Below are 23718 nucleotides of genomic sequence, written 5' to 3' on the forward strand. Positions count from 1 at the left end.
GAACTATATTGTACCACAATGATTAAGATTATACTAACATATGAATCCAAGCAGTGCTTTTTTTTGTGGGCTCAGTTGGCTGCTATCGTAATAGCAAAAGTCATGACGGTTTTGATGAGATTGACGTTGGAGTAAAAACGCCTGTTTTTTATCCGGTGCGGATTTTAAAAGGTCAGTGTCTGTAAATGGATTGTATAAAGAGAGAACACAGTCTTGCCAGTTGGTTTTATCCGATAATAGTGGCCTGGATTGTGCAGGAACGGATAGTGAAGGAAGTGGTAAACCATAGTAATGATAAAGTTGTTCACCAATTTTTTGGACAGCTGCTCGTTTTGCTTCAATACTATGTCCTGCAATATGAGGTGTGCAGAGCGTGGCAAAATCAATGAGATGTGGATTAATATCAGGTTCTTTAAGATAGACATCTGTACAGTAAGCGATTGATTTTTCATGGGTTAATAATGCATCTTCATTGACGATGCTGCCACGTGCGGCATTAATAATGGCGATGCCTGGCGGTACTTGTGAGAAAAAGTGTTTATCCAGAAGGTTTTTAGTGGGGAAGGGAAGCGATTCATGCAGATTAGCATGAATGCAAAGCAGATCACAGGATAATAAATCAGTCTTTGTTCCATAGTGATATTGATGCTCCATCATCGCTTTGGGTGGGTCGTAGGGCAATACTTCAAATCCTGCTGCGGCCAAACGTTTTATGACACGTTGTCCTACTTCCCCAGCACCGATGACACCCGCTTTACAACCTTTCAGCAGCTTGGCTTGCTGCAAAAAAGCAACGGAGGCGACCACATAATCGGCAACGGCATTGGCATTGCATCCTTTGGCATCGAATAAACGAATGCCACGTTTTGTTAAATAATTAATGTCAATATGATCCGTGCCACTGGTTGCCGTGGCAATACATTGAATGGTGCTATCTTTTAAAAGGGTTTCAGTCACTTGAATGGTAGAACGACACAGCAAAATATCATGGTGATGGATTAAATCGGCCAGTTCTTGTGGAGTTTCATAAGTAGTCAGGGTGAATGGCTCTACAAACCATTTCTGGAGATCAGGTAATGCGAAATCGGCGAGGATTCTCATAGATTGAAGAGGGATTTAATGAAATAAAGTGACCAAATAAGAAGCGGGCTAAGTAACCACCCCAATAGGCCTGTAATCAGTAAAAGAAGCATAATTAAAAAACCAAAGCGCTCCAATCTTAAATAGATGGCTGATTGTGAAGGGCTTAGGAGACTCGCTACAATTCGACTGCCATCGAGCGGTGGAATAGGGAGTAAATTTATATAGGCCAGGATCAGGTTGATTATTATCCCAGCTTGGGAGGCAAGTAGCAGAAAAAGGGCAATTGTGGAGGATTGCGGATTAAGCATCAATGCAATTTTGAAGCAAGTAGCCCAGATAACAACCATAATAAAATTGGTTACTGGCCCAGCGAGCGCTACAAAAAGCATATCACGCCGTGGATGGCGTAATTGATCCCAATTGATTGGTACTGGTTTCGCCCAACCAAACACAAAATTAAATTTTGTTAAAATGCCAATTAACAGTGGAACCAATACGGTTCCCACCAAGTCAATATGCCGCAGAGGATTAATGCTTAACCGACCAAGCATTTTAGCGGTGCTATCGCCAAACCGATTTGCCATCCAGGCATGTGCTGCTTCATGTAAGGTGATGGCAAACAAGACAGGAATTGCCCAGATTGCAATTTTTTGAATTAAGGTTAATGTTGGCATGGATTTCTCATGATGATTTCTGAAAAAACGGAGGTCAAAGCAAAAAGAAATGTTGATGAGGAGTTTAGACGAACTAAATGACTGAATCAAAATTTCTTTTTAACACAGAAAATGGCGTTTTGCGTAAGTCCTGACTCAATTTTAGGATATGAAACCATTTAATACTAGAATTTCATGCTCAGTTTTAATAGGATGCCGTTTTAATTCTGATGAGATTGCACGTTGTCAAGAATCAATCCCTATTTATTACTTGGTTTATTTTCTTTACTACTGTTTTTACCTGGCATCTCAAATTTGCCAGTCGTTGAGCGTGATGAGGCGCATTTTGCCCAGGCAACGCGACAAATGGTACAAACTGGTGAGTATTTCCAAATTCGTTTTCAGGATAAAACAAGATTTCAGAAACCACCAGGAATTAATTGGTTGCAAGCTGCTTTTGTCCAGCTGTTCAGTGATGGAGAGCAAGCAAAAATCTGGCCTTATCGTCTTCCCTCGGTTATTGGTGCTTTGCTATCCGTGTGGTTAACCTTTTTCTTTTCACGTCGTTTTGTGCATGAACGAACGGCTCTATTAGCATCCGCATTTCTTGCTTCATCGCTCTTGCTTGTGGTTGAAACCCATATGGCAGTGATTGATGCTTCCTTATTATCATCGGTTGTCCTCATGCAGGGTGCTTTATGGATCATTTATTCAAATGGAATAAACCGTAAATCTGTCCATTGGGGATGGGCTTGCATCTTTTGGCTGGCTATGGCTTATGGTTTTGTTTTGAAAGGGGTGACTCCACTGGTCGGTGTATTATCTGTAGCGGCACTTTGTTTGTTTGAACGTCGCCTCGATTGGCTACGGGGATTACGTATTTTCTTTGGTTTGTGCTTATTCCTCGTGCTAAGTCTCGCTTGGCTTTTGCTTGTGAATGCTGCTGAGCAAAGTAATTATCTTTTGCAAATGGTGCATAAAGATTTATTGCCAAAGTTGCAAGGAGGGCATGAGTCTCATGGCAAGCCGCCTTTATTTCATTTGGTTGTTTTGCCGTTTACTTTTTGGCCTGCTTCTTTATTTTTATGGCAAGGCGCTGTTTATGCTTATAAAGAACGCCATCAGAAAACGGTACGTTTTTTAATCGCTTGGATTTTGCCCACCTGGATTTTTTTCGAAATGATGCCGACCAAACTGCCTCAGTATGTTTTACCGACGTTTCCTGCCATTGCGTTACTGTTTGCACTTGTGGTGGAGCAAGTCAAAGAAAAACCTGGAAAATGGTTGCATAGCCTGCAATTTTTATGGGGGGTATTAACCGTTGGTTTGGCCGCGGGTTTATTAATTATGCCCTATCTTTTGTTGCAACCATTGACACTCATAAATGTGTTATTATTTTTAGTGATCTGTGGGATAGGGATTGCTTGTGTGTTTTTTGCCTGGAAGGGCGCCTATTTTAAAGCCAGTGTTTTTGTATTACTCACAGCATTAATGACATTTCCATTTACATTTTCGGTTTTTTTACCACAATTGAATCCTTTATGGCTGTCTTATAATGTGGCGCAGGTGGTCAATAAAGTCGATATTTCAGATGAAAGTCCTTTATTAGTCGTTGGTTTTTCCGAACCGGGACTTGTGTTTTATTTAAATACAAAAAAGGTGCTATTCACCGACGCTGAAACGGCCATGGGTAAGATGAAATGTCATGGAAATCATTTACTATTAATTAATGAGCGTGATCTTGCATCGATTGCAGAAAAGATGCCGCTCACTATTTTGCAGCACATCGATGGATACAATTACAGCAAAGGGAAGTGGGTCAAACTCTTATTGGTCAAAAAGAAATGTAAACAGACCCTAGGGCGTGTCATCAATTTATAACGAGGAGAAATCATTTTATGAAGCCGTTTGATCGTTTGTTTTCAACCTTGACAAAACCATGGATTGCTGCCGCTTATTGGGGATTTATTATTTTGTCATTTTTGTATTTTGACCAGCCAATTGCCTTCTTTTTCTATGATCTTGATCTGGATGCTCACGTCCCATTCTTGAAATGGATTACCAACCTAGGATTAGGCGGGATTTATTTTGTGTCTCTCTTTCTGCTGGCGTTTGTGTTTCGATACGTTTATCGTAAACCGCAGTGGGAGGCGCAAGCTTGGTTCTTATGGTTGTGTGTGGTGATTCCTAGTTTGGTTTGTCTTGTATTAAAGATAACACTTGGCCGTGCCCGTCCTCACCTGCTTTTTTATGATGGGTTATATGGTTTTTATGGATTAAAGACCCATGCTTCTTATTGGTCATTGCCTTCGGGCCACACCACAACCATGATGGGGTTCGTATTTGGTTTGAGTATTTTATTTCCTCGTTATGGATATGCGTTTATAATCGGCGGGTTGACCGTAGCTCTATCAAGGATTTTATTGACAAATCATTATTTGAGCGATGTTCTGGCTGCCAGCTATTTGGCGCTTGTGGAAATAGGATTGCTGCTTTGTTGGTTGCGGCATAAAAGCACATTAAGTCATTTACCAAGTTTTGTAAGGAATCGTTAAGAGCTTGTTAACAAATTCTACTAAGAATGAACACTAACCGTCATTTTCTGTGTTCCGCTGCTCATGTACTTCCATGTACACTGCGCTGCGGTGCTCATAAATAACGCTATTGTTCTATTTTTAGCGAAATTGTTAACAAGCTTTAAGACTCTATAATTCTTGCGTCCTAATTGATGAGGGTTATCGCCTAAAATCTCGCATTTTCATTGACAATGGGTATATAATGTATAAATTTTTAGCGATGTTGGGTGTTAAGGATGTCTGCCGATTTTCCCATTGATTTATCAATCATTATCCCAGTTTATAACGAAAAAGATAATGTAGAAACCTTATATCACGAGACAGTTCGTGTGTTGTCTGCAACCACTTATCGATTTGAGGTTATCTTTGTTGATGATGGAAGCACTGATGGCACAAAAGAACGCTTGCATGCATTGGCACAAAATCAGGAACATTTGCGCTTGCTTTGTCATAAGAATAATTATGGACAAAGCGCCGCTTTATTAACGGGGGCTCGTGCCGCTCGTTATCGATTATTGGTGACCATGGATGGTGATGGTCAAAATGATCCTGCAGATATTCCGCGCCTTATCGAACAGCTGCCGGATGCTCGCAGCGTTGTTTTAGGAAACCGTCAGAAGCGTGATGACAATCACTTACGTAAGTTCTCTTCACGTATTGGGAATGGTATCCGGCGCTGGTTGCTGAATGATGAATGTCCTGACACTGGCTGCAGCTTAAAGCTTTTTCCACGTGAGACCTTTTTAAATTTGCCGCATTTTAATCATATGCATCGTTTTTTGCCGGCTTTATTTAAACGTGCTGGCTTTAGATTGGTAAACGTCAAAGTCAATCATCGTCCACGCTGCCATGGGGTATCAAAATATGGGGTGATGAATCGTCTCTTTGTCGGGATACATGATTTAATCGGGATGCGATGGTTATTGAAACGGCCATGTGCTCCGGAGGTATGTGATCATGAATGTTGAATATATTTGGTTAGGCATCGGCCTATTAGGGCAAGCCATTTTTTCTGCCCGTTTCATTGTACAATGGTTGGTCAGTGAAAAGGAAAAGCGTAGTGTGATTCCTGTTGCTTTTTGGTATTTAAGTCTTCTGGGGGGTATTACGTTATTAACCTACTCCATTTATAAACGTGATCCAGTCTTTATTCTGGGTCAGTCAACCGGTGTTTTTATTTATTCCCGCAATTTACTGCTTATCCAGCGAGAGCGGCTAGCAAGAGGTGAGAAACTGCGCGAAGCATGATCTTTAAGAGCATAGAGTCTATTTTATATCAAATGGGAACAAGGATGCGCACTGCCATTAAAATATTGTTGAGCTTATTTTTTCTTCATCTATCGCTGATTCACGCTAATCCCCAATTGAGTCATTGGGTTACGGGAAGTGGAGACAAAATTCAGATACATGTGGATTTATTCTTATCCTCAACGTGTCCACACTGTCATAAAGCGGATCAATTTTTCAGCAAAATGAAAAAAGAAAAGCCTTGGCTTATTATCCACCGTTATATGATTAACCAAGATAAAGGGGCGTTAAAATTATTTCATGAGTGTTTGCAGCAGCAAAACTCAAACGATTTTTCGGTGCCTGCCATTTTTTTCTGTAATTCGCGCTGGGCAGGGTTTGCTGATGCAGAAACATCGGGTAAAACATTAATGCATGCCCTGAATTATTGCCGGAAACAAATTCGTGAGGATGGTCAGTTGAGCTCACGCACGGTGAATGTATTGCGGGAGTGGGGCGCTGCTAATCAATTCAATCTGAATGAAAATATTACTCAGTCAGCGATGCAATTTATTCCTATGGCAGCCATCATAGATGCCATTAGCCCTTGTACTTTTTTTAGTTTGGCTGCTTTCCTTGCCTTTCTGTGGTTGTATCCAAACTATAAGTCACAACTCATCACAGGTATTATCTTTCTTGCCTCGTTAGTGATGCTTCACTGGATAAGACAAGTTAATGCAGCTTATTATTATCAAACCATACCATGGCTGCGATGGCCTGCATTATTCGTGGGTCTATTATTATTGCTTTATATTTTATATTTTCATCGCAAGATAAATCATAATAAAGGGGTGAAACCCACAAGATTGCATTATGCATCGGCCTTTCTGACCGCCATCGTGGTTCAAATTTACCAACAAACATGTGCTTTAAACGTAGCCTTGATCTTTGAACAATGGTTGACCAAACAAAAGCTGACAATGACGCAGCATATTTTTTATTCTCTCATTTATCATCTATTCTACGCATTGCCTTTAGCGCTCTTTCTCGTTGTCTACCTTTATTTAAGTCGATCTGGGCGTCTTGTGCGCTATGATCAATATTTAAGAGTAGCTGCTTGCCTTATTTTGCTGATGATTGGTGGAGTATTGGTTATTTATCCAAAATTATTAGCGAGCATGTCTTTATCCACAATGGTTCTTATTATTTCTGTATTATGTGGATGGATAGTGGTGCGTCTGAAGCAACGATATGAGCGATGAATTCTTGATTCTCATGGATTGATTTGGGAACATAGGCCATTAAATCAACAGGTGTCATAATGAGTAAACTAACGGATATTCCGATTGTTATTGAAAGCGGCCGGAAATATAAAACGAAACAAGGAATTGTTGCCATAAAAGACGGTGTAAAATCAGTAAATTTGCAGCATGAGCGTTTGTCTAAACCCAAATGGCTGCGGATCGTGAACCAAACAACACCAGCCTACAATCGGGTAAAAGAGCGTGTTAAAGAACATCAATTGGCAACGGTTTGTGAGGAAGCAAAATGTCCCAATATCGCCGAATGTTGGTCTCATGGAACCGCAACGATTATGCTGATGGGGGATGTTTGTACCAGGGCTTGCCGTTTTTGTGCTGTAGATACAGGTAATCCTCATGGCTGGCTTGATATGCAGGAGCCTGAAAATACTGCAAGAACGGTCTCTTTAATGAATTTGGATTATGTTGTATTGACTTCTGTGAATCGTGATGATTTGCCGGATGGTGGTGCGAAGCATTATGCTGATTCGATCCGCGCTATCAAAAGCCGTTGTCCAAAAACAAAAGTGGAAGCACTGACCCCAGACTTTCAGGGCAATTTGAAGGATGTTGCTGTTCTGTTGGATAGTGGTGTTGACGTGTTTGCGCAGAATGTTGAAACGGTTGAGCGGCTCACCCATCCCGTACGAGACAATCGTGCCGGATATTGGCAAACAATCAACGTTCTTTCCTTTGCTAAACAATATCGCTCTGATGTCCTGACCAAAACCAGCCTAATGCTAGGATTAGGGGAAACCGATGAAGAAATCATCCAAACCATGGATGATTTACGGGCTCATCAGGTTGATATATTAACGTTGGGACAATATTTACAACCGACTAGAAATCATTTACCTGTGGTACGTTATGTAACTCCGGAAAGATTTTCTTCACTACGTGAGATTGGTTTACAAAAAGGGTTTTTTGAGGTAGCTTCCGGGCCATTGGTTCGCTCCAGTTATCGTGCTGATCGAGTCTTTAAAAGAGATAATTTGGGTCTTTAATGCAGAGATGCTCATTTTGGCCGTCGGTTTTGGGCTTATTTTCTTACCAATACCACATCAATAATATGAGTGTCTCTGTAGGGAAAGGTAAAGATTTTACTGAATAAACGCTTCAATCGCTGCAGTAGAAAATTCTTTGGCAGCATTCGAATCGACAAACTGTTCAAAAACCAAGTGCCTTCAATTCCAAAAGATACTAGTTCGTCAATATTATTTATTTCAATAGGAATACGTATTCGTTGGTGGTCTACGATCTGAAAGTGGTGCTGGGCCAGAGCACATATTAACTCATCTTCGCTTGCTGCAACCGTCGTATTTTTAACAATTGCTTTATAATAATGCCCAACAATGCGGCTAAGTATTGATTCTTGGGAAACAAAGTCAGCCAGTTGCTGCTGTGCTATAGGAAAGGATTCATAGGTTGTTGTGATTAGAGAAAAATGTCCATTTGACCGAGTGAGCAGTTTTGCTTGATTAAACAATTTGTTGATTGGTATGTAAGCATTTATAAAATGAGCAAGGATTAAGTCTTGACTATGGTGAGGCAGATAATGGCTGGCTTCAGTAGCACTGGTTTCAATAGTAGTTAACTCAAGTGCCGCCTTAGCTTGTTTCAACATCACTGGTGACACATCAATGCCTGTAAATTCAGCATTTGGCATATGCTGCCTGAGCTGTTTTAGAAAAGCACCATTTCCTACGCCAAGATCTAAGACCTTATAATGAGGCTTCATTCCCAAGTGTGCTTTAGTAATTTGTGCAATGGCACACGTATGGCTTTTACTGATTGAGCCGAAGCGATTGGCAATAGAATGGTGGTCCGCAATATTGTCATACATGGCCTTAAGGGTCATGCAATGTTCCTTTTTTTACGCATCTGCGGAGTATATCGCCAAATTTATAGTTTTGCAGCAGTTATGAAGATGAACGATCGGAGTTTAGCAACGGAAGCGCATATTTTAAAACATTTTTATTGTAAAGGAGAGATTAAAATATTACGGAATTTTGTATTTGAGATAAAAACATAAGCCTTTAAAAAAAGTCATATTTTATTTTGAAAATTTTTGAAAGAAGCTGTCTTAAATTTGACTAATTCACATAGGCTTGCTAGTATCCGGCCAGCTTTTATGTGTGGCCAATCCACAATAACAAATTGGAAGGAATGGATTTATATGTGTGGGATAGCAGGTATCTTAAGCACAAAAAAAATAAAAATAGAAAACCTCATCAATAAGCTTGGCGTAATGAACAAGTTAATTGCACATCGAGGACCGGATGATCAGGGAATATGGACTGATAAAGATAAGACAATTGGACTTGCTCATCGCAGACTTAGCATTATTGATTTGTCGAATCATGCTCATCAACCTATGGTATCATCAACTGGTGATGTAATTATATATAATGGTGAGATATATAATCATATTGAATTAAGACAAGCACTCTCAGCCCATTGGACATTTACGACACATTCTGATACGGAAGTAATTCTTGCTGCTTATCGCGTATATGGCATTGACTGCATAAAACATTTTAAGGGTATGTTTGCTTTTGCTATTTGGGACGGCGAAAAACTTTTTTGTGCGCGAGATCATTTTGGAATTAAGCCATTTTATTATACTAAGCAGGATGACAAGTTTATTTTTGCTTCAGAAAGCAAAGCATTAATGCCTTTTTTACCTGCAATTAAAACGGATCGTCAAGCGTTTGCTGAATATATTACTTTTCAATACCCCATGGGAAAGCAAACCCTATTCCAACATATATATCAATTAGAACCTGCTTCTGCCATGCTTATTACTGCAGATGGTGAGAAGATATGGCGTTATTGGGATGTTCATTATCATATTGATTATGACCACACTCCAACGTATTTTTCTAATCGACTTGAAGAAATTGTTCATGAGTCTGTTCAATTGCATTTACGTTCTGATGTTGATATTGGTGCTTATGTAAGTGGTGGTATTGATTCAAGTTTAATTGGTATTTTGGCGACAAGGGAAAAAGATCAAGCCTTGCCATTTTTTCATGGTCGTTTTCTTGAAGATAAAGCTTATGATGAAAGTGAATATGCATATGATGCAGCTAAACAATGTGGTACATCGCTACATGTAAAAGATATCACCGCACAAGAATTTGCCAAGAATTTCAGCCGTATTATTTATCATATGGATTTTCCTGTTGCAGGGCCTGGTGTCTTTCCACAATTTATGGTTTCTAAAATGGCAGCCCAACAAGTCAAGGTGGTTCTGGGCGGCCAAGGCGGTGATGAGGTCTTCGGAGGGTATGCTCGCTATGTTATTGCTTATTTTGAGCAGTGTATTAAAGCGGCAATTGAAGGCAATTATAAAAAAGGTAATTTTGTTGTAACGGCTGAATCAATTATCCCTAATCTTGAAGTTTTGAATGCTTACAAACCTTTACTTAAACGCTTTTGGAGTCAAGGGCTTTTTGAGCCGTTGGAAAAGCGTTATTTTACTCTAGTTGATCGAGGTATGGATCTGGATGGTGAAGTTACTTTAACTGCAGCTGAGCATGAACATGTTTATCAGCAATTTCTTGATGTTTATAATACTGCCAAATTTGAAAGAGCTGAGTCCTATTTTGATAGCATGACGCATTTCGATTTTAAATGCTTACTACCAAGTTTGTTGCATGTTGAGGATCGAGTGAGTATGGCGCATGGTTTGGAAGCAAGAGTTCCTTTTCTTTATTATCCATTAATTGAATTTGTAGCAACAATTCCTGCTAATATAAAATTTGCTAATGGTCGTATGAAACATCTTCTAAAGCAAACATATGCTAGCATTCTTCCTGAAAAAATAATTCAGCGAAAGGATAAAATGGGCTTTCCTGTCCCATTAAATGAATGGATGCAAGGAGAGCTTAAGGAATATGTTTATGATATTTTGCATTCAGGGTACGTAAGAGAAAATAGCTTTATTGATTATGGAAGGATCATTAATAATTTTGATAAGACAGGAAAATTTAGTCGTAAAGTATGGGGATTCTTATGTTATGAAGTCTGGCAGCAGCAGTTTCATGATCAATCCCAAAAATTTAAATCTATGTTGAATTGTAACGAAAATTTTGCCAACGAGGAGTGTAATGTATGAAAGTCTTAATTACAGGTGGTTCAGGTTTTGTTGGATCTCATTTGGTTGACAGATTATTGGCAAGAAATGATCAAGTGTTGGTTATTGATAATTTCAGTACAGGAAGACGCGATAATTTAAAGCCTCATCAAAATTTGAAAGTAGTTGAGGAAACTATTGCTAATACTGCCGCCATGGAGAAAATTTTTACTCAATTTAAACCAGATGTTGTCGTTCACGCAGCTGCATCTTACAAAGATCCTGATAATTGGATTGAAGATTGTCAAACAAATGTTCTTGGTACAGTTAATGTTATTTCCGCGACAAAAAAATCAGAATGTAAACGCTTGGTTTATTTCCAGACTGCTTTATGCTACGGATTAAATCCCAAAGAACAACCAGTTACTTTAGAACATCATTTTGATGCAAGAGGTAGTAGTTATGCTATTAGTAAAACTGCTGGTGAACATTATGTAGAATTGTCTGGGCTAAATTTTGTTTCTTTTCGTCTGGCTAATGCATACGGTCCTAGAAATATCAGTGGTCCGCTTCCTACTTTTTACCATCGTCTCACCACGGGTAAACCATGTTTTGTTATGGATACTCGACGTGATTTTATCTACATTCAAGATTTAGTTGATTGCGTCCAAAGTGCAGTTGATGGCAAAGGAAGTGGCTATTACCATATCTCTTCTGGAAGTGATTATTCAATTAAAGAATTATTTGATGCAACACTTACTGCTTTGGATATGACGTTAGATAAAGAAGTAGAAGTGCGTCCTCGTCATCCAGATGATGCTTACACAATCCTGCTTGAACCTTCTCGAACAAACGCTGATTTTTCATGGAAAGTGAGAACATCACTGACTGATGGAGTGAAGGCAGCAATTGAATATTATAAGCAATATGGAATTGAACAGACTTTTACTCACTTACGTGCAGCAGAAGTTGAAACAGCTTGAATCAAACAAGAAATAACGATTCAGTAATAGGCCTCTCTGATAAAATAACGCAGTTTATCAGAGAGGTTGATAGAGCATGATATAACTATTTGTTTTGATGAAGGAAATGAAATGGCCGATTTTTCAGGTAAGACGATATTGGTTGTCGGTGGTGCAGGATTTGTAGGTAGCAATTTAACCAATAAACTATTAGAAGGTGATCCAAAAAAAATAATAGTGATAGACAATTTATTATCTTCGGATATATCTCAGGTTGCCGAACATACACAATTAGAATTTATTCATGCGTCTATTACTGAAGATAATATTTTATACCAGTTACCTGAAAAGATGGATTATGTTTTTCATTTGGCAACCTACCATGGCAATCAAAGTTCGATTGAAGATCCATTAAAAGATCATGAGAATAATACTCTGACTAGTTTGAAATTATTTGACAGAATAAGTAAATTTAAATCACTTCAGAAAGTAGTTTATTCATCAGCTGGATGTACCGTTGCTAAAAAAACTTTTGATGATGCTGCGGCAACAGTTGAGCAAGAGGATGTGTCACTTTACCTTGATAGTCCTTATCAGATGTCCAAAATATTCGGAGAATTTTACGGTAATTATTATTTCATGCGTTATGGAATGCCTTTTGTTAAGGCACGTTTTCAAAATGTATATGGGCCTGGTGAGATTTTAGGCGCTGGTCAATGGAGAGGAAATTCCAATACAGTATGGCGGAATGTTACGCCTACTTTCATTTTTAAAGCCTTGCACCAGCAATCGTTACCTGTGGAAAATAATGGTGTTGCAACACGTGATTTTATCTATGTAGATGACATAGTCGCAGGGCTGATTGCGTGCGCATTGCGTGGTAAATCAGGCGGAGTTTATAATATCGCCTCAGGTGTTGAAACATCTATTCGTGATCTGGCAACCATGATTAACGAGATTTCTGGTAATAAGGCTGATATTGACAATAAACCTGCTCGTAATTGGGATCGTTCAGGAAAACGCCATGGCGACACTACAAAATCAGAAAATGAGTTAGGTTTTAAAGCACAGATTTCATTACCCGATGGGTTAAAGAAAACCATCGACTGGACAAAAGAAAACATGGAGACTATCAAGCGCTGCATGAGTGCTCATGCTCGCTACGTTCCTGAAATAAAACAATATTTTTGAGGAATATTATGCAATTCATTGACTTAAAAGCCCAAGCGGAGCGAATTGAAGCGCGGTTGTTTGACCGTTTTAGAGCTGTCTTGAATCATGGTTCTTACATTATGGGGCCAGAAATTACTGAGCTGGAAAAGGCTCTGGCTCAATTCGTTGGTGTAGAGCATGCTTTAGCTGTTGCCAGTGGAACGGATGCTTTGCTTATCGCTTTAATGGCCTTGGGGATTAAGGCTGGCGATGAGGTAATTACTACGCCCTTTAGTTTTTTTGCTACGGCTGAAGTCATCGCGCTTTTAGGAGCAAAACCTGTATTTGTCGATATTGATCAAGGAACGTACAACATAGATGCCGGTGCTATCGAAGCAGTCATCACTGAGAAAACAAAAGCAATCATGCCCGTGAGCTTATATGGTCAATGCGCAGATTTTGATGAAATTAGTGCTCTTGCAAAAAAATATAATCTTCCTGTTATTGAGGATGCCGCTCAAAGTTTTGGTGCAACTTACAAAGGGCAGTTATCTTGTGGATTAACAACCATTGGCTGTACAAGTTTTTTCCCTTCAAAACCGTTGGGATGTTATGGCGATGGTGGTGCCTGTTTTACCAATGATAGTGAGCTGGCAAAACGTATGGATGAGATTCGTACTCATGGGCAATCTAGGCGCTATTACCATACTCGTTTGGGCATTAATGGACGAATGGATACTATACAAGCCGCAATTTTATTAGAGAAGTTGGCAATATTTCCTGAAGAAGTTCAATTACGACAAAGAGTTGCGCAGCAATATCAACAATTATTACCAACCTTCATAAAAAAACCGCTGACAAAAAGCCATAATCTTAGTGTCTATGCTCAATACACTGTAGAGGTTGCGAATCGTGATAGGGTGCAACAAGCATTACACGAAAAAGGAATTCCTACGGCTGTCCATTATCCATTGGGGTTGCATGAACAACCTGTTTTCAAAGAACTTTATCCTGAAAAACAATCATTTCCTAATACAGAAGCAGCAGCACGACGAGTTCTGAGTATCCCTATGCATCCTTACCTATCGTTTGAAGATCAGAAACAAATTTGCAATGCATTACAAGAAGTTTTGAGTAAGGAGATGGAAGTCGCCTAAACTTAGTGACATTTATTTAGAAGGATTAAAACTGAAAGTTCACTGATCTGATGTAATGCTTTTACTTTTTTACCCTGTTGCAAGGGAAAAGTAACGCCAGAATGAATAATAATTGATAAAGAATGGACAAGGTGTAGCAATGATGTTGAATAACCTCGTGGAAAGAATAAATAACAAAGAAGCGATTATTGGCATTGTCGGGCTGGGTTATGTGGGATTGCCGTTGATGCTGCGATTTGCTGAAGTAGGTTATCGTGTTATCGGTATTGATGTGGATGAGCGTAAAAATGAGTTATTAAACCAAGGCCGTTCTTATATTCAACATATTTCTTCTGATCAAATAGCCAACGTTAAAAATCGAATTCATGCAACATCAAATTTTGCGAGAAGTTCTGAAGCCGATGCCATTATTTTATGTGTGCCAACACCACTTGATAAATATCGTGAGCCTGATCTAAGTTACGTCTTGCAAACGACGGATGCTTTAGTGCCTTATTTGCGAGCTGGACAATTAATTTCATTGGAAAGTACTACTTATCCAGGCACAACTGCAGAAGAACTGAAGCCACGAGTAGAAAGCACTGGGTTGCAGGTTGGGAAAGATGTATTTCTGGTTTACTCACCAGAAAGAGAAGATCCGGGCAACCTCCATTTTACAACAGCAACGATTCCAAAAGTATGTGGTGGGGATACAGAACATTGTTATAAGGCCGGTCAGGCGCTGTATTCTGCTGTGATCGATAGAGTAGTGTGTGTTTCTTCAACCAAAGTGGCTGAAATGACCAAGCTTCTTGAAAACATTCATCGTTCAGTCAATATTGGTTTGGTCAATGAAATGAAAGTGCTTGCTGACAAAATGGGTATTGATATCCATGAAGTGATTGATGCAGCTGCTACAAAACCTTTTGGCTTTGTGCCTTATTACCCAGGTCCTGGAATTGGTGGGCATTGCATACCGATCGATCCATTCTATCTGACTTGGAAAGCTCGTGAATATGGATTGCACACTCGTTTTATTGAGCTGGCAGGTGAGATTAACAGTAGCATGCCAAAATGGGTGGTCAATAAGATAGCTGACTCGCTTAATCAGCGAGAGCGTGCAATAAAAAATAGTAAGGTATTGATATTAGGCATTGCTTACAAAAGAGATGTAGACGATATGCGAGAATCTCCATCCATTGAAATCATGGAGTTATTGCAAGATAAAGGAGCAGAAGTTTCTTATTCTGACCCACATGTCCCAGTGTTTCCTGCCATGCGTGCGCATCATTTTGATTTGCATAGCGTTGAGTTAAATGAAGAGACATTAAGTCAATACGATTGCGTGGTATTAGCAACTGCCCATCGTGCTTTTGATTACGCAATGATTGCCCGGCATGCCGAATTAATTATTGACACGCGTGGAGCTTTTAAGCAATTTAAGCAGGATAATATTGTGAGTGCCTAACAATGAATAAATCACCCTGGTTCATACAAGATCGTAAAATTAATATTGCATTGGTAGGCTGTGGTCGAATTTCAAAAAATCATTTGCAGGCCATTCAACAGCATCAAGACCGTTTAACGCTGACTGCTGTGTGCGATACCAATGAAGAGGCAATGCTGGCAGCAAGTCAGGAGTATGGCGTTGACGGGTATAATAACATTGGTGACCTATTAAAGCATTGCAATGCAGATATCGTCTCTCTTTGTACCCCAAGTGGTATACACCCAATCCAAGCCATCAAAGTAGCTCAATCTGGTCGCCATGTTATTACTGAAAAACCAATGGCGACTCGCTGGCAGGATGGTTTACAAATGGTTCGTGCCTGTGATGAAGCTGGTGTTCGTCTGTTCGTTGTTAAACAAAACCGTTTGAACGCAACTCTGCAACTGCTTAAACACGCGATTGAGCAAGAGCGGTTTGGTAAAATATACATGGTTAACATTAATGTATTTTGGACAAGACCACAGGATTATTATGATCAAGGTGGCGGTTGGCGCGGCACTTGGGAGCTTGATGGTGGTTCATTTATGAATCAGGCCAGTCATTACATTGACTTGATTCATTGGCTGTTAGGCCCTGTTCAATCTGTGCAGGCCATGATGGGGACATTAGCAAGAAAAATTCAAGCGGAAGATTCAGGTGTGATGAATATTCGCTGGCGAAATGGTGCGATGGGATCTGTGAATGTGACGATGCTGACTTATCCTAAAAATTTGGAAGGCTCTATTACCATTCTTGGTGAAAAAGGAACGGTTCGGGTTGGCGGGCTTGCCGTGAATGAAATACAGCATTGGGAATTTGCAGACAAACGACCCGAAGATGAACAAATAAAAGAAGCCAGTTATCAAACAACGTCAGTGTATGGCTTTGGTCATCCATTGTATTATGACAATGTGATCAACAGCCTTCAGGGAACTGCCGAGCCTTTGGTTGATGGCCGGGAAGGATTGACTTCATTGGAGTTGTTGATTGCTGCTTATCGTGCCGCTCGTGATAATCAAACCGTTCATTTGCCATTGGAGTTGTGATGGTAGCTTATCAGGTGCATGAAACGGCTATCATTGATGATGGCGCACAGATTGGTAATGATACACGTATATGGCATTGGGTACATGTTAGTGGTGGTGCCCGCATTGGCGAGCGTTGCAGTCTTGGCCAGAATGTCTATATTGGCAATCGTGTTGTTATTGGTAATAACGTTAAAATTCAAAATAACGTCTCCGTTTACGATAATGTGACACTGGAAGATAATGTATTTTGTGGTCCAAGCATGGTCTTTACCAATGTCTACAATCCTCGTTCCGCTGTATCTCGCAAAGATGAATATCGCAACACGCTTATTAAACACGGAGCAACGTTAGGGGCAAATTGTACAATTGTCTGTGGTGTTACCATCGGTAAGTATGCGTTTATTGGTGCGGGTGCGGTTGTTAACCGTGATGTGCCTGATTTCGCACTGATGGTTGGAGTGCCGGCACGACAGATTGGGTGGATGAGCCGCTATGGTACGCAGTTGGAATTTAGACTTCAAGCTGATGGTACACAGTTAGCACAGTGTGAACATACAGGGGATATTTATGTGCAACAAGATAATTATGTTGCATTAAAGAATTGAATACGAGCAAAAATGGATAATCATTGATGTCAACGCTTTATCAATACTCTCATTTTCTAGCTGTTACCAATGGTTGTTACGACGGGAATCTATCTATTAAAGAGTTAAAAAAACATGGAAATATTGGTTTAGGAACATTTAATTCTTTAGATGGTGAATTAGTTGTAGTTAATAATAATTTTTATCATTGCTCTAATGGGTGCGTGCGTGTCGCATTCGATCATGAAATGCTTCCTTGGGCCGCTGTGACGAACTTTCAATCTGAAAAATTTGTTACTATAAATGATATTTCTTCAATTAGTGAACTTGAACTTAGATTATTAGCCCATTTCCCATCAAAAAATTATCCCATCGCTCTTTATATAGAGAGTGATGTAGAAAATATTGCATTGGGGAGTGTGCCAAAACAAAAAAGGCCTTATAAACCAATCTTACAGGTTATTGATGAATCCATATTTATTAATACCGGTAGAATTAATGCCAAGATAGTTGGATTTTATGCGCCTGGATTTATCTATCCTATAAAATCGAATGGTATACATTTGCACTTTATAGATAAAAATATATGTATTGGTGGTCATATTTTAGATCTTAACCTAATTTCAGCAAAAATTTATTGGCAACAAATAGATGCATTAAATGTTATTTTTCCACAATTTGATGAATATAAGCATGCAGATTTAAAATTAGACATTCATAGCTCACATTTACCAAAGTTTGAAGATAAATTAAAAAGAAATCATAAAATGGAATGATATAAATTATTAATTGAAGGTATATTCAAGGAATTGCACTGAATACCCTATAAGGTAGTAGAAATTATGAAAGTATGCACAATTGTTGGTGCTCGTCCTCAATTTGTCAAGGCAGCCACTGTTTCCAGAATAATAGCGTTAATGCCAGATGTTCATGAACTTATCATACATACTGGGCAGCATTATGATGCTAATATGTCTGAGCAGTTTTTTAAGGAATTAAATATTCCAAGACCAGGTTATAACTTGAATATTGGATCCAGTTTACATGGAAAACAGACCGGTCTGATGCTTGCAAGTATTGAAGATGTGTTATTACAGGAAAAACCTGACTGGGTGCTGGTTTATGGTGATACCAACTCAACTTTGGCTGGCACTTTGGCTGCGGTAAAATTACATATCCCTGTTGCACATGTGGAAGCTGGATTACGATCTTTCAATCGTAAAATGCCAGAAGAAATTAACCGAATTACAGCAGATCATTTAAGTACAATTTTATTTGCTCCAACTGAAAATGGTTATCAACAATTACTCAAAGAGGGGATTTCCTCTAAGCAGATATTTAATATCGGTGACGTGATGTATGATGCTACTCTCTATTATAATGAACACAATGCAGGTCGTAGAACAATTGTTGATGATTTAAGGTTGCAAGCCCAATCATATTGTCTAGCTACTATTCATCGTGCGGAAAATACAGATAATGAACAAAGACTGAATAATATTTGCAATGCATTAATTGAGCTTAGCCATTCAGTCCAAATTATTCTTCCTTTGCATCCCAGAACTAGAATGGCGCTTGAAAAACAACATTTATTGGAAAAACTAAAACATTATCTCTCACTTATTGAGCCAGTTGGATATCTTGATATGTTAGCTCTAGAAAAAACTGCTAAGTTTATTGTCACCGATTCTGGAGGTGTACAGAAAGAGGCGTATTTCAATAGAGTTCCTTGTATTACATTACGAGATGAAACTGAATGGATTGAGTTAGTTGATTCAGGTTGGAATCAATTATGTTCTCCAAATACGTCGTTTTCTTTAATTCCTTTACTTAGAGAGAGCGTGGCAAAATCATCGGTGAACAGTGAGCAGTTATATGGAGATGGAAATGCTGCAAGGAAAATCATTGAAATTTTGTGTTCATTGTATAAGGAATCAAAATTCCATATTTAGTTAAAAAAATAATGGATAATAGTAAATTTGTAGCGTGATTCATACGGTAATATAAAAAATCTATGAGTATTTTAAAGTTTTTTAAAGATCCTTTTTTTTTAATAGGAAAGCATTTGCCTCTATTAAAAGCAGTGGCTTTTTCTGAGATTAGTCAGCGTTATGCTGGATCTATTATAGGATTAGCTTGGGGATTATTATATCCAATAATTTTATTTTTTATTTATTCAACTCTATATTTGGTTATTTTTAAAATTAAGCCAATTGAGATGACTGCGAATATGTACATTATTTATATTATGAGTGGTTTATTGCCATTTTTAGGTTTTTCTGAGGCATTGAATGCGGGGACAGCCTCATTATTAAATAAAAAATCTCTTTTATTGAATACAGTGTATCCTTCTGAATTCATCCCACTGCAAACTGTATTAGCAAGTCATATAACCTTATTTATTGGTATATTTTTACTAGTTGCAGCTAATATTATTTTACTCAATAAATTACATTGGGCGATAGTTATCGTTCCATATCTAGTTATTTTACAGTTAATGTTTACTATTGGGTTGGTTTGGGTTCTTTCAATATTAAATTTGCTGCTTAAGGATATACAGCAATCATTATCATTTATTACAATGCTATTGATGATCGTGAGTCCCATAGCTTATACCCCTTCTATGGTTCCCAGAGCGTTAAAATTCATAATATATTTTAATCCTTTTTCTTATTATGTTTGGACTTACCAAGATATCTTTGTTTATGGTCGTGTGACTCAAAATATTCTAATTGCAACTATTATTAGCGCGGTTACATTTACATCTGGCTATAAATTTTATAATAAAACTAAAAAGGTTTTTTATGAGTTTGCATGAAAAAGAAGCTATTGTTTTTCAGAACATTTCAAAAATTTATCGCCTTTATAGTAACAAATGGCAAATGGTAAAAGATGCACTAGGATTTAAAGTTAAAGGTAATGTTCAAGAATTTTATGCACTTAAAAACATTAATTTAACTATAAGAAAAGGAGAGAGGGTTGGCATAATTGGTAGAAATGGAGCCGGTAAGTCAACTTTATTAAAATTAATCACTGGTAACTTTCGACAATCTAACGGCAATTTATATATTAATGGAAATGTACAAGCATTAATGAATACGGGAGTAGGTTTTCATCCAGAATTTACTGGTCTTGAAAATATTAAAGCTTCTTTATTGTATAATGGTTTATCAAATAATCAGCTTTCATCAGCTATTGAGGATATTATTGATTTTGTTGAATTAGGAGAATTTCTTGAACAACCATTCAAAACCTATTCTCTGGGGATGCAGTCGAGATTGCACTTTGCAGTAGCAACTGCTATTCGGCCAGAAATCTTGATTGTCGATGAGGTATTAGGTGCTGGCGATGCGTATTTTTCTGCTAAGTCTGCTGAGCGCATGAAAAAACTTACAAACTCAGGTTGTACTTTATTACTGGTTTCTCATGCAACAGCACAAATTTTACAATTTTGTGAAAAGGCTATATGGTTAGAATGTGGTGAGAAAATTAAAGAAGGTACGGCTCTTGAAGTTGTAAAAATATATGAAGAATATACAAAAAAATTAGAGCTAGAAGCTAAAGAGAAAAATACAAACAAAATATCATCGTCTACCTCTTCTTCAAAAATTATTCAATCTAAATGGTTACGAGAAAAAATATTACGTGATGTTTTAAGCATAGTTGATGACAGCAACCACAATAAAGAAACTGGCTGTAATGTAACTCATGGTGGATTGTCTCGTTGGAAACCAACGGCGGAAGGTCTATGTATCACATCAGTAAATGTGCTAGATCAAAACGAGCAGCCTTGCTTTGTTCTAAATCCGGGTAAAAATTTAACTTTTAATATAGAATTCGAAGCGTTGCAAAGCGATGGATATAATTGCTATTTCGTTATTATGATTTTTAATGCAGAAGGAAAAACTATAACGAGACATCGTAGTCCGCTATATCAGTTAAATTTAAATCGTGGAGAAAGATACCAAGCTAAATTAGTATATGAAAAAATTTTATTTGGGGCTGGACATTATGTGTTTAGTGCAGCTATTTTCAAACATTTTGGAGAAAATGCTGAGTATTATGATTTACTTTCTAGAAGTTTCGAATTTAATATCAGCAGTTATGATGATGATCCTTCTCTCTTTTATCATCCAGCAATATGGCATGATAAGATTATTGAATTAAGCTCTGTAGATACTAAAGATGATTTAATCACGATGATGAATTAGAAAAATTAAGATAGGATAAGAAATGTTGATTTGTCCCAACTGTAGAAAACATAGTGATTGTCATGATTTAGGGCAATGTGGTTTTTGTGACTGGAAATTGACATATAAAAATGAAATCCCTTTGTATTTTTCTAATGACGACTTAGCATCAGAGGATTTTAGTTCATACTTTAATGATTATGAACAGATGAGTATTAATAATCTTAATGCTACCGAAGAATATGGTTCTTATTTAGAAGTTCAGAATAATAAATTATATACATATTGTGGAGCATTAAGGGGGAAGAGCGTTTGTGAGGTTGGTTTTGGGCGAGGATATTTATTAAAGAAGATCTTACAGGATAATCCAGAAAAATTAATAGGTATTGATATTAGCCCTACATATACTAAAAGATTAAAAAATGAGTTGTCTCATCTTAAAAATCTAAAATTAATTATGGCAAATGCTGAAAATATTCCATATAAAAATGAATTTGATTGTATCATTGCCTCAGATATCTTAGAGCATGTTTTAAATCCAGGTAATTTTATTTTTTGTGTTAATCAAGCTCTTAATGTAGGGGGAAAATTTATAGTAAGAGTTCCTTGTAATGAAAATATTGTTAAGTATTCTAAATACTTAGGATGTCAATATAAGTATGCTCATTTAAGAAATTTTAATAAAAAAAGTCTGAAAGCAATATTACATTCTTCTGGTTTTAAAATAAAAAAAATCCACTATGATGGATACCTTGCAAGTGAAAAAAGAAGTATCTTCAAAAATAGTAAGATTTTAAATTACTTCTTCAACTTTTGCGTTGAAAGATTTATTAATCAAAAAGGAGTAATAGTTTTAAATAATTTTATTTCAAAAATCTTGATGAAACCAATTGAGATTGTATTGGTTTGTGAAAAAATCAGAGAGTTGATTTCCCCTTTCGAGAGTCCAGAAATAAAAAACTTTTATATGAAAGATAATTATTACACATTGGAATGGGAATATGAGCATTATATTCCAAATTCTGGATTTGGTTTTATTCTTAACATTTCTGATAATTCAGGTAAAGTCCACTTTAGTAAGAATATTGGAGATGCTTTAGCATATGGAGTTGATTTGTCATTTTTAAATGTAAAAAAACAATATGTAGCTAATGTATATGCTACGTATGAAGGAAGTATGCTGACAGGTCCTTCTGAAGACTATATTTTTGATTTAATTTAAATTATAACTCAATGGTGCCATAATGAATTTTTCGATGGAAAAAATTCAACATGAATTGTTTTTGATCGCTGAAAAAGTATCTCCATCATGTATTTTTATAATTGGAGCTCCTAGAACTGGTAGCACCATCTTATATCAAGCTCTTATACATGTATATAAATTGGGTTATATTGCCAACATTACGAATGATTTTTTCTTTAAATACCCCACTATTGGATTTGCTTTGCATGCTGCAAATGTGACAAATACTCAAATTTTATCTAAAAATAAGTATGGAAAAACCAAAGGTATTTTTCAACCTTCAGAGGGTTCTTTTGTATTAAAAGAATGGTTTGGGGGTGAGCATCCTTCACAAACCCGAAGTCATGAAATACTTAATGATGTAGCTGCAGAACATTTCACTAAAAGTATAAAATATGCCAATTTTGCATTTAATAATCCTTTTCTTATAAAGAATCCATGGAATTGTTTTCGCATAAAAGCCATTTCTCGTTTATTACCTAATGCTCGATTTATATGGATTAGAAGAAATATGGCGGCCAGTGCGAAATCAGATCTCGATTCACGATATATAAATCAAGGAGATCCTTGTAAATGGAATTCTGCTACGCCTCAAAAAATTTCTGAATTGCAAGACAGACCTTATTGGGAACAAGTAGTAGAAAATCAGTTTGAATTTAATATTGCCATTCAAAAGGATCTAAATAGTATAGAGAAAAACCGCTTTGTAGAGGTTTGGTACGAAGATTTTTGTAGGAATCCTGTTGAGATAATTACAAAAATTGGTAAAGAATGTCATCTAACAGAAACCGAAATTTCAGTAAACTTGTTGAATAATTTTGAAATATTGCGATCAGGCGAGAATTATCAATTAACCCGTCAAGATATTAATTATGTTGATAACTATATTAAATGTAATATAGGGCGATTTAATGCATTTGTGTATGAGAAATAATTCTTAATTTACATGTATATGGATAAGTTTTGTTATTATACATAAGTTTTTCTCTGATTTATTCTTACTTAAAACACATAAT

22 protein-coding genes are annotated in these 23718 nt (G+C 37.4%); 19 read left to right on the top strand and 3 right to left on the bottom strand.

The window, feature by feature from the left end; translation table 11 throughout:
- Positions 1-33: 33 nt before the first annotated feature.
- Both E1O52_RS01455 and E1O52_RS01460 read right to left on the bottom strand, forming a co-directional pair.
- Positions 34-1101: an NAD(P)-dependent oxidoreductase gene (locus E1O52_RS01455; protein ID WP_133126932.1), complete on the bottom strand. Its 1068-nt coding sequence runs from the start codon at positions 1099-1101 to the stop codon at positions 34-36.
- The gene (locus E1O52_RS01460) at positions 1098-1757 is read right to left on the bottom strand and encodes a site-2 protease family protein (RefSeq protein WP_133126933.1); all 660 of its coding nucleotides are present in this window, start codon (positions 1755-1757) and stop codon (positions 1098-1100) included. The genes E1O52_RS01455 and E1O52_RS01460 overlap by 4 nt, the downstream gene beginning before the upstream one ends.
- 222 nt (positions 1758-1979) lie before the next feature.
- Here E1O52_RS01460 and E1O52_RS01465 point away from each other — a divergent pair, with 222 nt between their 5' ends.
- The 6 genes from E1O52_RS01465 (at position 1980) to lipA (ending at position 7844) form a co-directional block, all read left to right on the top strand.
- Entirely contained in the window at positions 1980-3617 is a 1638-nt protein-coding gene (locus E1O52_RS01465) for an ArnT family glycosyltransferase (RefSeq protein WP_133126934.1), read from the top strand.
- Between the two features lie 17 nt (positions 3618-3634).
- Entirely contained in the window at positions 3635-4291 is a 657-nt protein-coding gene (locus E1O52_RS01470) for a phosphatase PAP2 family protein (protein ID WP_133126935.1), read from the top strand.
- A 257-nt stretch (positions 4292-4548) separates the two neighbouring features.
- Positions 4549-5280, top strand: coding sequence for a glycosyltransferase family 2 protein (locus tag E1O52_RS01475; protein ID WP_133126936.1), 732 nt, complete (start codon positions 4549-4551; stop codon positions 5278-5280).
- Entirely contained in the window at positions 5270-5560 is a 291-nt protein-coding gene (locus E1O52_RS01480; RefSeq protein ID WP_133126937.1) for a lipid-A-disaccharide synthase N-terminal domain-containing protein, read from the top strand. The genes E1O52_RS01475 and E1O52_RS01480 overlap by 11 nt, the downstream gene beginning before the upstream one ends.
- Before the next feature lie 44 nt (positions 5561-5604).
- Positions 5605-6801: a hypothetical protein gene (locus E1O52_RS01485; RefSeq protein ID WP_133126938.1), complete on the top strand. Its 1197-nt coding sequence runs from the start codon at positions 5605-5607 to the stop codon at positions 6799-6801.
- A gap of 59 nt (positions 6802-6860) precedes the next feature.
- Positions 6861-7844, top strand: coding sequence for a lipoyl synthase (gene lipA, locus E1O52_RS01490; protein ID WP_133126939.1), 984 nt, complete (start codon positions 6861-6863; stop codon positions 7842-7844).
- A 35-nt stretch (positions 7845-7879) separates the two neighbouring features.
- Here lipA and E1O52_RS01495 read toward each other — a convergent pair whose 3' ends face one another.
- The gene (locus E1O52_RS01495; RefSeq protein ID WP_133126940.1) at positions 7880-8698 is read right to left on the bottom strand and encodes a class I SAM-dependent methyltransferase; all 819 of its coding nucleotides are present in this window, start codon (positions 8696-8698) and stop codon (positions 7880-7882) included.
- Between the two features lie 210 nt (positions 8699-8908).
- Between E1O52_RS01495 and asnB the strand changes: the two genes are divergently transcribed.
- The 13 genes from asnB to E1O52_RS01560 all read left to right on the top strand — a co-directional run bounded on the left by asnB (position 8909) and on the right by E1O52_RS01560 (position 23636).
- Positions 8909-10960, top strand: coding sequence for an asparagine synthase (glutamine-hydrolyzing) (gene asnB / locus E1O52_RS01500; protein WP_207384153.1), 2052 nt, complete (start codon positions 8909-8911; stop codon positions 10958-10960).
- Positions 10957-11901, top strand: coding sequence for an NAD-dependent epimerase/dehydratase family protein (locus E1O52_RS01505; protein WP_133126941.1), 945 nt, complete (start codon positions 10957-10959; stop codon positions 11899-11901). The genes asnB and E1O52_RS01505 overlap by 4 nt, the downstream gene beginning before the upstream one ends.
- 111 nt (positions 11902-12012) lie before the next feature.
- Entirely contained in the window at positions 12013-13071 is a 1059-nt protein-coding gene (locus E1O52_RS01510; protein ID WP_133126942.1) for an NAD-dependent epimerase/dehydratase family protein, read from the top strand.
- 8 nt (positions 13072-13079) lie between these two features.
- On the top strand, positions 13080-14189 hold the full coding sequence (locus tag E1O52_RS01515; RefSeq protein WP_133126943.1) for a DegT/DnrJ/EryC1/StrS family aminotransferase: 1110 nt from the start codon (positions 13080-13082) through the stop codon (positions 14187-14189).
- Positions 14190-14328: 139 nt separating this feature from the next.
- Positions 14329-15636 (top strand): nucleotide sugar dehydrogenase, encoded by a 1308-nt coding sequence (locus E1O52_RS01520; RefSeq protein ID WP_207384154.1) that lies wholly within the window; start codon positions 14329-14331, stop codon positions 15634-15636.
- A gap of 2 nt (positions 15637-15638) precedes the next feature.
- A complete protein-coding gene (locus E1O52_RS01525) occupies positions 15639-16703 on the top strand; it encodes a Gfo/Idh/MocA family protein (protein WP_133126944.1) in 1065 nt (354 codons plus the stop codon).
- Positions 16703-17290: a DapH/DapD/GlmU-related protein gene (locus E1O52_RS01530; RefSeq protein ID WP_133126945.1), complete on the top strand. Its 588-nt coding sequence runs from the start codon at positions 16703-16705 to the stop codon at positions 17288-17290. Before E1O52_RS01525 ends, E1O52_RS01530 begins: the two co-directional genes overlap by 1 nt.
- A 26-nt stretch (positions 17291-17316) precedes the next feature.
- A complete protein-coding gene (locus E1O52_RS01535; RefSeq protein WP_133126946.1) occupies positions 17317-18045 on the top strand; it encodes an acetolactate decarboxylase in 729 nt (242 codons plus the stop codon).
- Positions 18046-18111: 66 nt separating this feature from the next.
- Entirely contained in the window at positions 18112-19221 is a 1110-nt protein-coding gene (gene wecB / locus E1O52_RS01540; protein ID WP_133126947.1) for a non-hydrolyzing UDP-N-acetylglucosamine 2-epimerase, read from the top strand.
- Positions 19222-19283: 62 nt separating this feature from the next.
- Positions 19284-20087, top strand: a complete 804-nt coding sequence (locus tag E1O52_RS01545; protein ID WP_133126948.1) for an ABC transporter permease — start codon at positions 19284-19286, stop codon at positions 20085-20087.
- Positions 20074-21480: an ABC transporter ATP-binding protein gene (locus tag E1O52_RS13125; RefSeq protein ID WP_165474672.1), complete on the top strand. Its 1407-nt coding sequence runs from the start codon at positions 20074-20076 to the stop codon at positions 21478-21480. Before E1O52_RS01545 ends, E1O52_RS13125 begins: the two co-directional genes overlap by 14 nt.
- Before the next feature lie 22 nt (positions 21481-21502).
- On the top strand, positions 21503-22681 hold the full coding sequence (locus E1O52_RS01555; protein WP_133126949.1) for a class I SAM-dependent methyltransferase: 1179 nt from the start codon (positions 21503-21505) through the stop codon (positions 22679-22681).
- A gap of 34 nt (positions 22682-22715) precedes the next feature.
- The gene (locus E1O52_RS01560; protein ID WP_165474673.1) at positions 22716-23636 is read left to right on the top strand and encodes a sulfotransferase family protein; all 921 of its coding nucleotides are present in this window, start codon (positions 22716-22718) and stop codon (positions 23634-23636) included.
- The last annotated feature ends 82 nt before the right edge of the window (positions 23637-23718 follow it).

This window comes from Legionella nagasakiensis (genome assembly GCF_900639915.1).
Classification (GTDB): domain Bacteria; phylum Pseudomonadota; class Gammaproteobacteria; order Legionellales; family Legionellaceae; genus Legionella_A; species Legionella_A nagasakiensis.

Coding starts and splice junctions, on each gene's coding strand:
- E1O52_RS01545 (WP_133126948.1), top strand. CDS start 19,284: ATGAGTATTTTAAAGTTTTTTAAAGATCCTTTTTTTTTAATAGGAAAG.
- wecB (WP_133126947.1), top strand. CDS start 18,112: ATGAAAGTATGCACAATTGTTGGTGCTCGTCCTCAATTTGTCAAGGCA.
- E1O52_RS01555 (WP_133126949.1), top strand. CDS start 21,503: ATGTTGATTTGTCCCAACTGTAGAAAACATAGTGATTGTCATGATTTA.
- E1O52_RS01535 (WP_133126946.1), top strand. CDS start 17,317: ATGTCAACGCTTTATCAATACTCTCATTTTCTAGCTGTTACCAATGGT.
- E1O52_RS01460 (WP_133126933.1), bottom strand. CDS start 1,757: ATGCCAACATTAACCTTAATTCAAAAAATTGCAATCTGGGCAATTCCT.
- E1O52_RS01475 (WP_133126936.1), top strand. CDS start 4,549: ATGTCTGCCGATTTTCCCATTGATTTATCAATCATTATCCCAGTTTAT.
- E1O52_RS13125 (WP_165474672.1), top strand. CDS start 20,074: ATGAGTTTGCATGAAAAAGAAGCTATTGTTTTTCAGAACATTTCAAAA.
- E1O52_RS01455 (WP_133126932.1), bottom strand. CDS start 1,101: ATGAGAATCCTCGCCGATTTCGCATTACCTGATCTCCAGAAATGGTTT.
- E1O52_RS01515 (WP_133126943.1), top strand. CDS start 13,080: ATGCAATTCATTGACTTAAAAGCCCAAGCGGAGCGAATTGAAGCGCGG.
- E1O52_RS01485 (WP_133126938.1), top strand. CDS start 5,605: ATGCGCACTGCCATTAAAATATTGTTGAGCTTATTTTTTCTTCATCTA.
- E1O52_RS01510 (WP_133126942.1), top strand. CDS start 12,013: ATGGCCGATTTTTCAGGTAAGACGATATTGGTTGTCGGTGGTGCAGGA.
- lipA (WP_133126939.1), top strand. CDS start 6,861: ATGAGTAAACTAACGGATATTCCGATTGTTATTGAAAGCGGCCGGAAA.
- E1O52_RS01560 (WP_165474673.1), top strand. CDS start 22,716: ATGGAAAAAATTCAACATGAATTGTTTTTGATCGCTGAAAAAGTATCT.
- E1O52_RS01530 (WP_133126945.1), top strand. CDS start 16,703: ATGGTAGCTTATCAGGTGCATGAAACGGCTATCATTGATGATGGCGCA.
- E1O52_RS01480 (WP_133126937.1), top strand. CDS start 5,270: ATGAATGTTGAATATATTTGGTTAGGCATCGGCCTATTAGGGCAAGCC.
- E1O52_RS01520 (WP_207384154.1), top strand. CDS start 14,329: ATGATGTTGAATAACCTCGTGGAAAGAATAAATAACAAAGAAGCGATT.
- E1O52_RS01505 (WP_133126941.1), top strand. CDS start 10,957: ATGAAAGTCTTAATTACAGGTGGTTCAGGTTTTGTTGGATCTCATTTG.
- E1O52_RS01495 (WP_133126940.1), bottom strand. CDS start 8,698: ATGACCCTTAAGGCCATGTATGACAATATTGCGGACCACCATTCTATT.
- E1O52_RS01470 (WP_133126935.1), top strand. CDS start 3,635: ATGAAGCCGTTTGATCGTTTGTTTTCAACCTTGACAAAACCATGGATT.
- E1O52_RS01525 (WP_133126944.1), top strand. CDS start 15,639: ATGAATAAATCACCCTGGTTCATACAAGATCGTAAAATTAATATTGCA.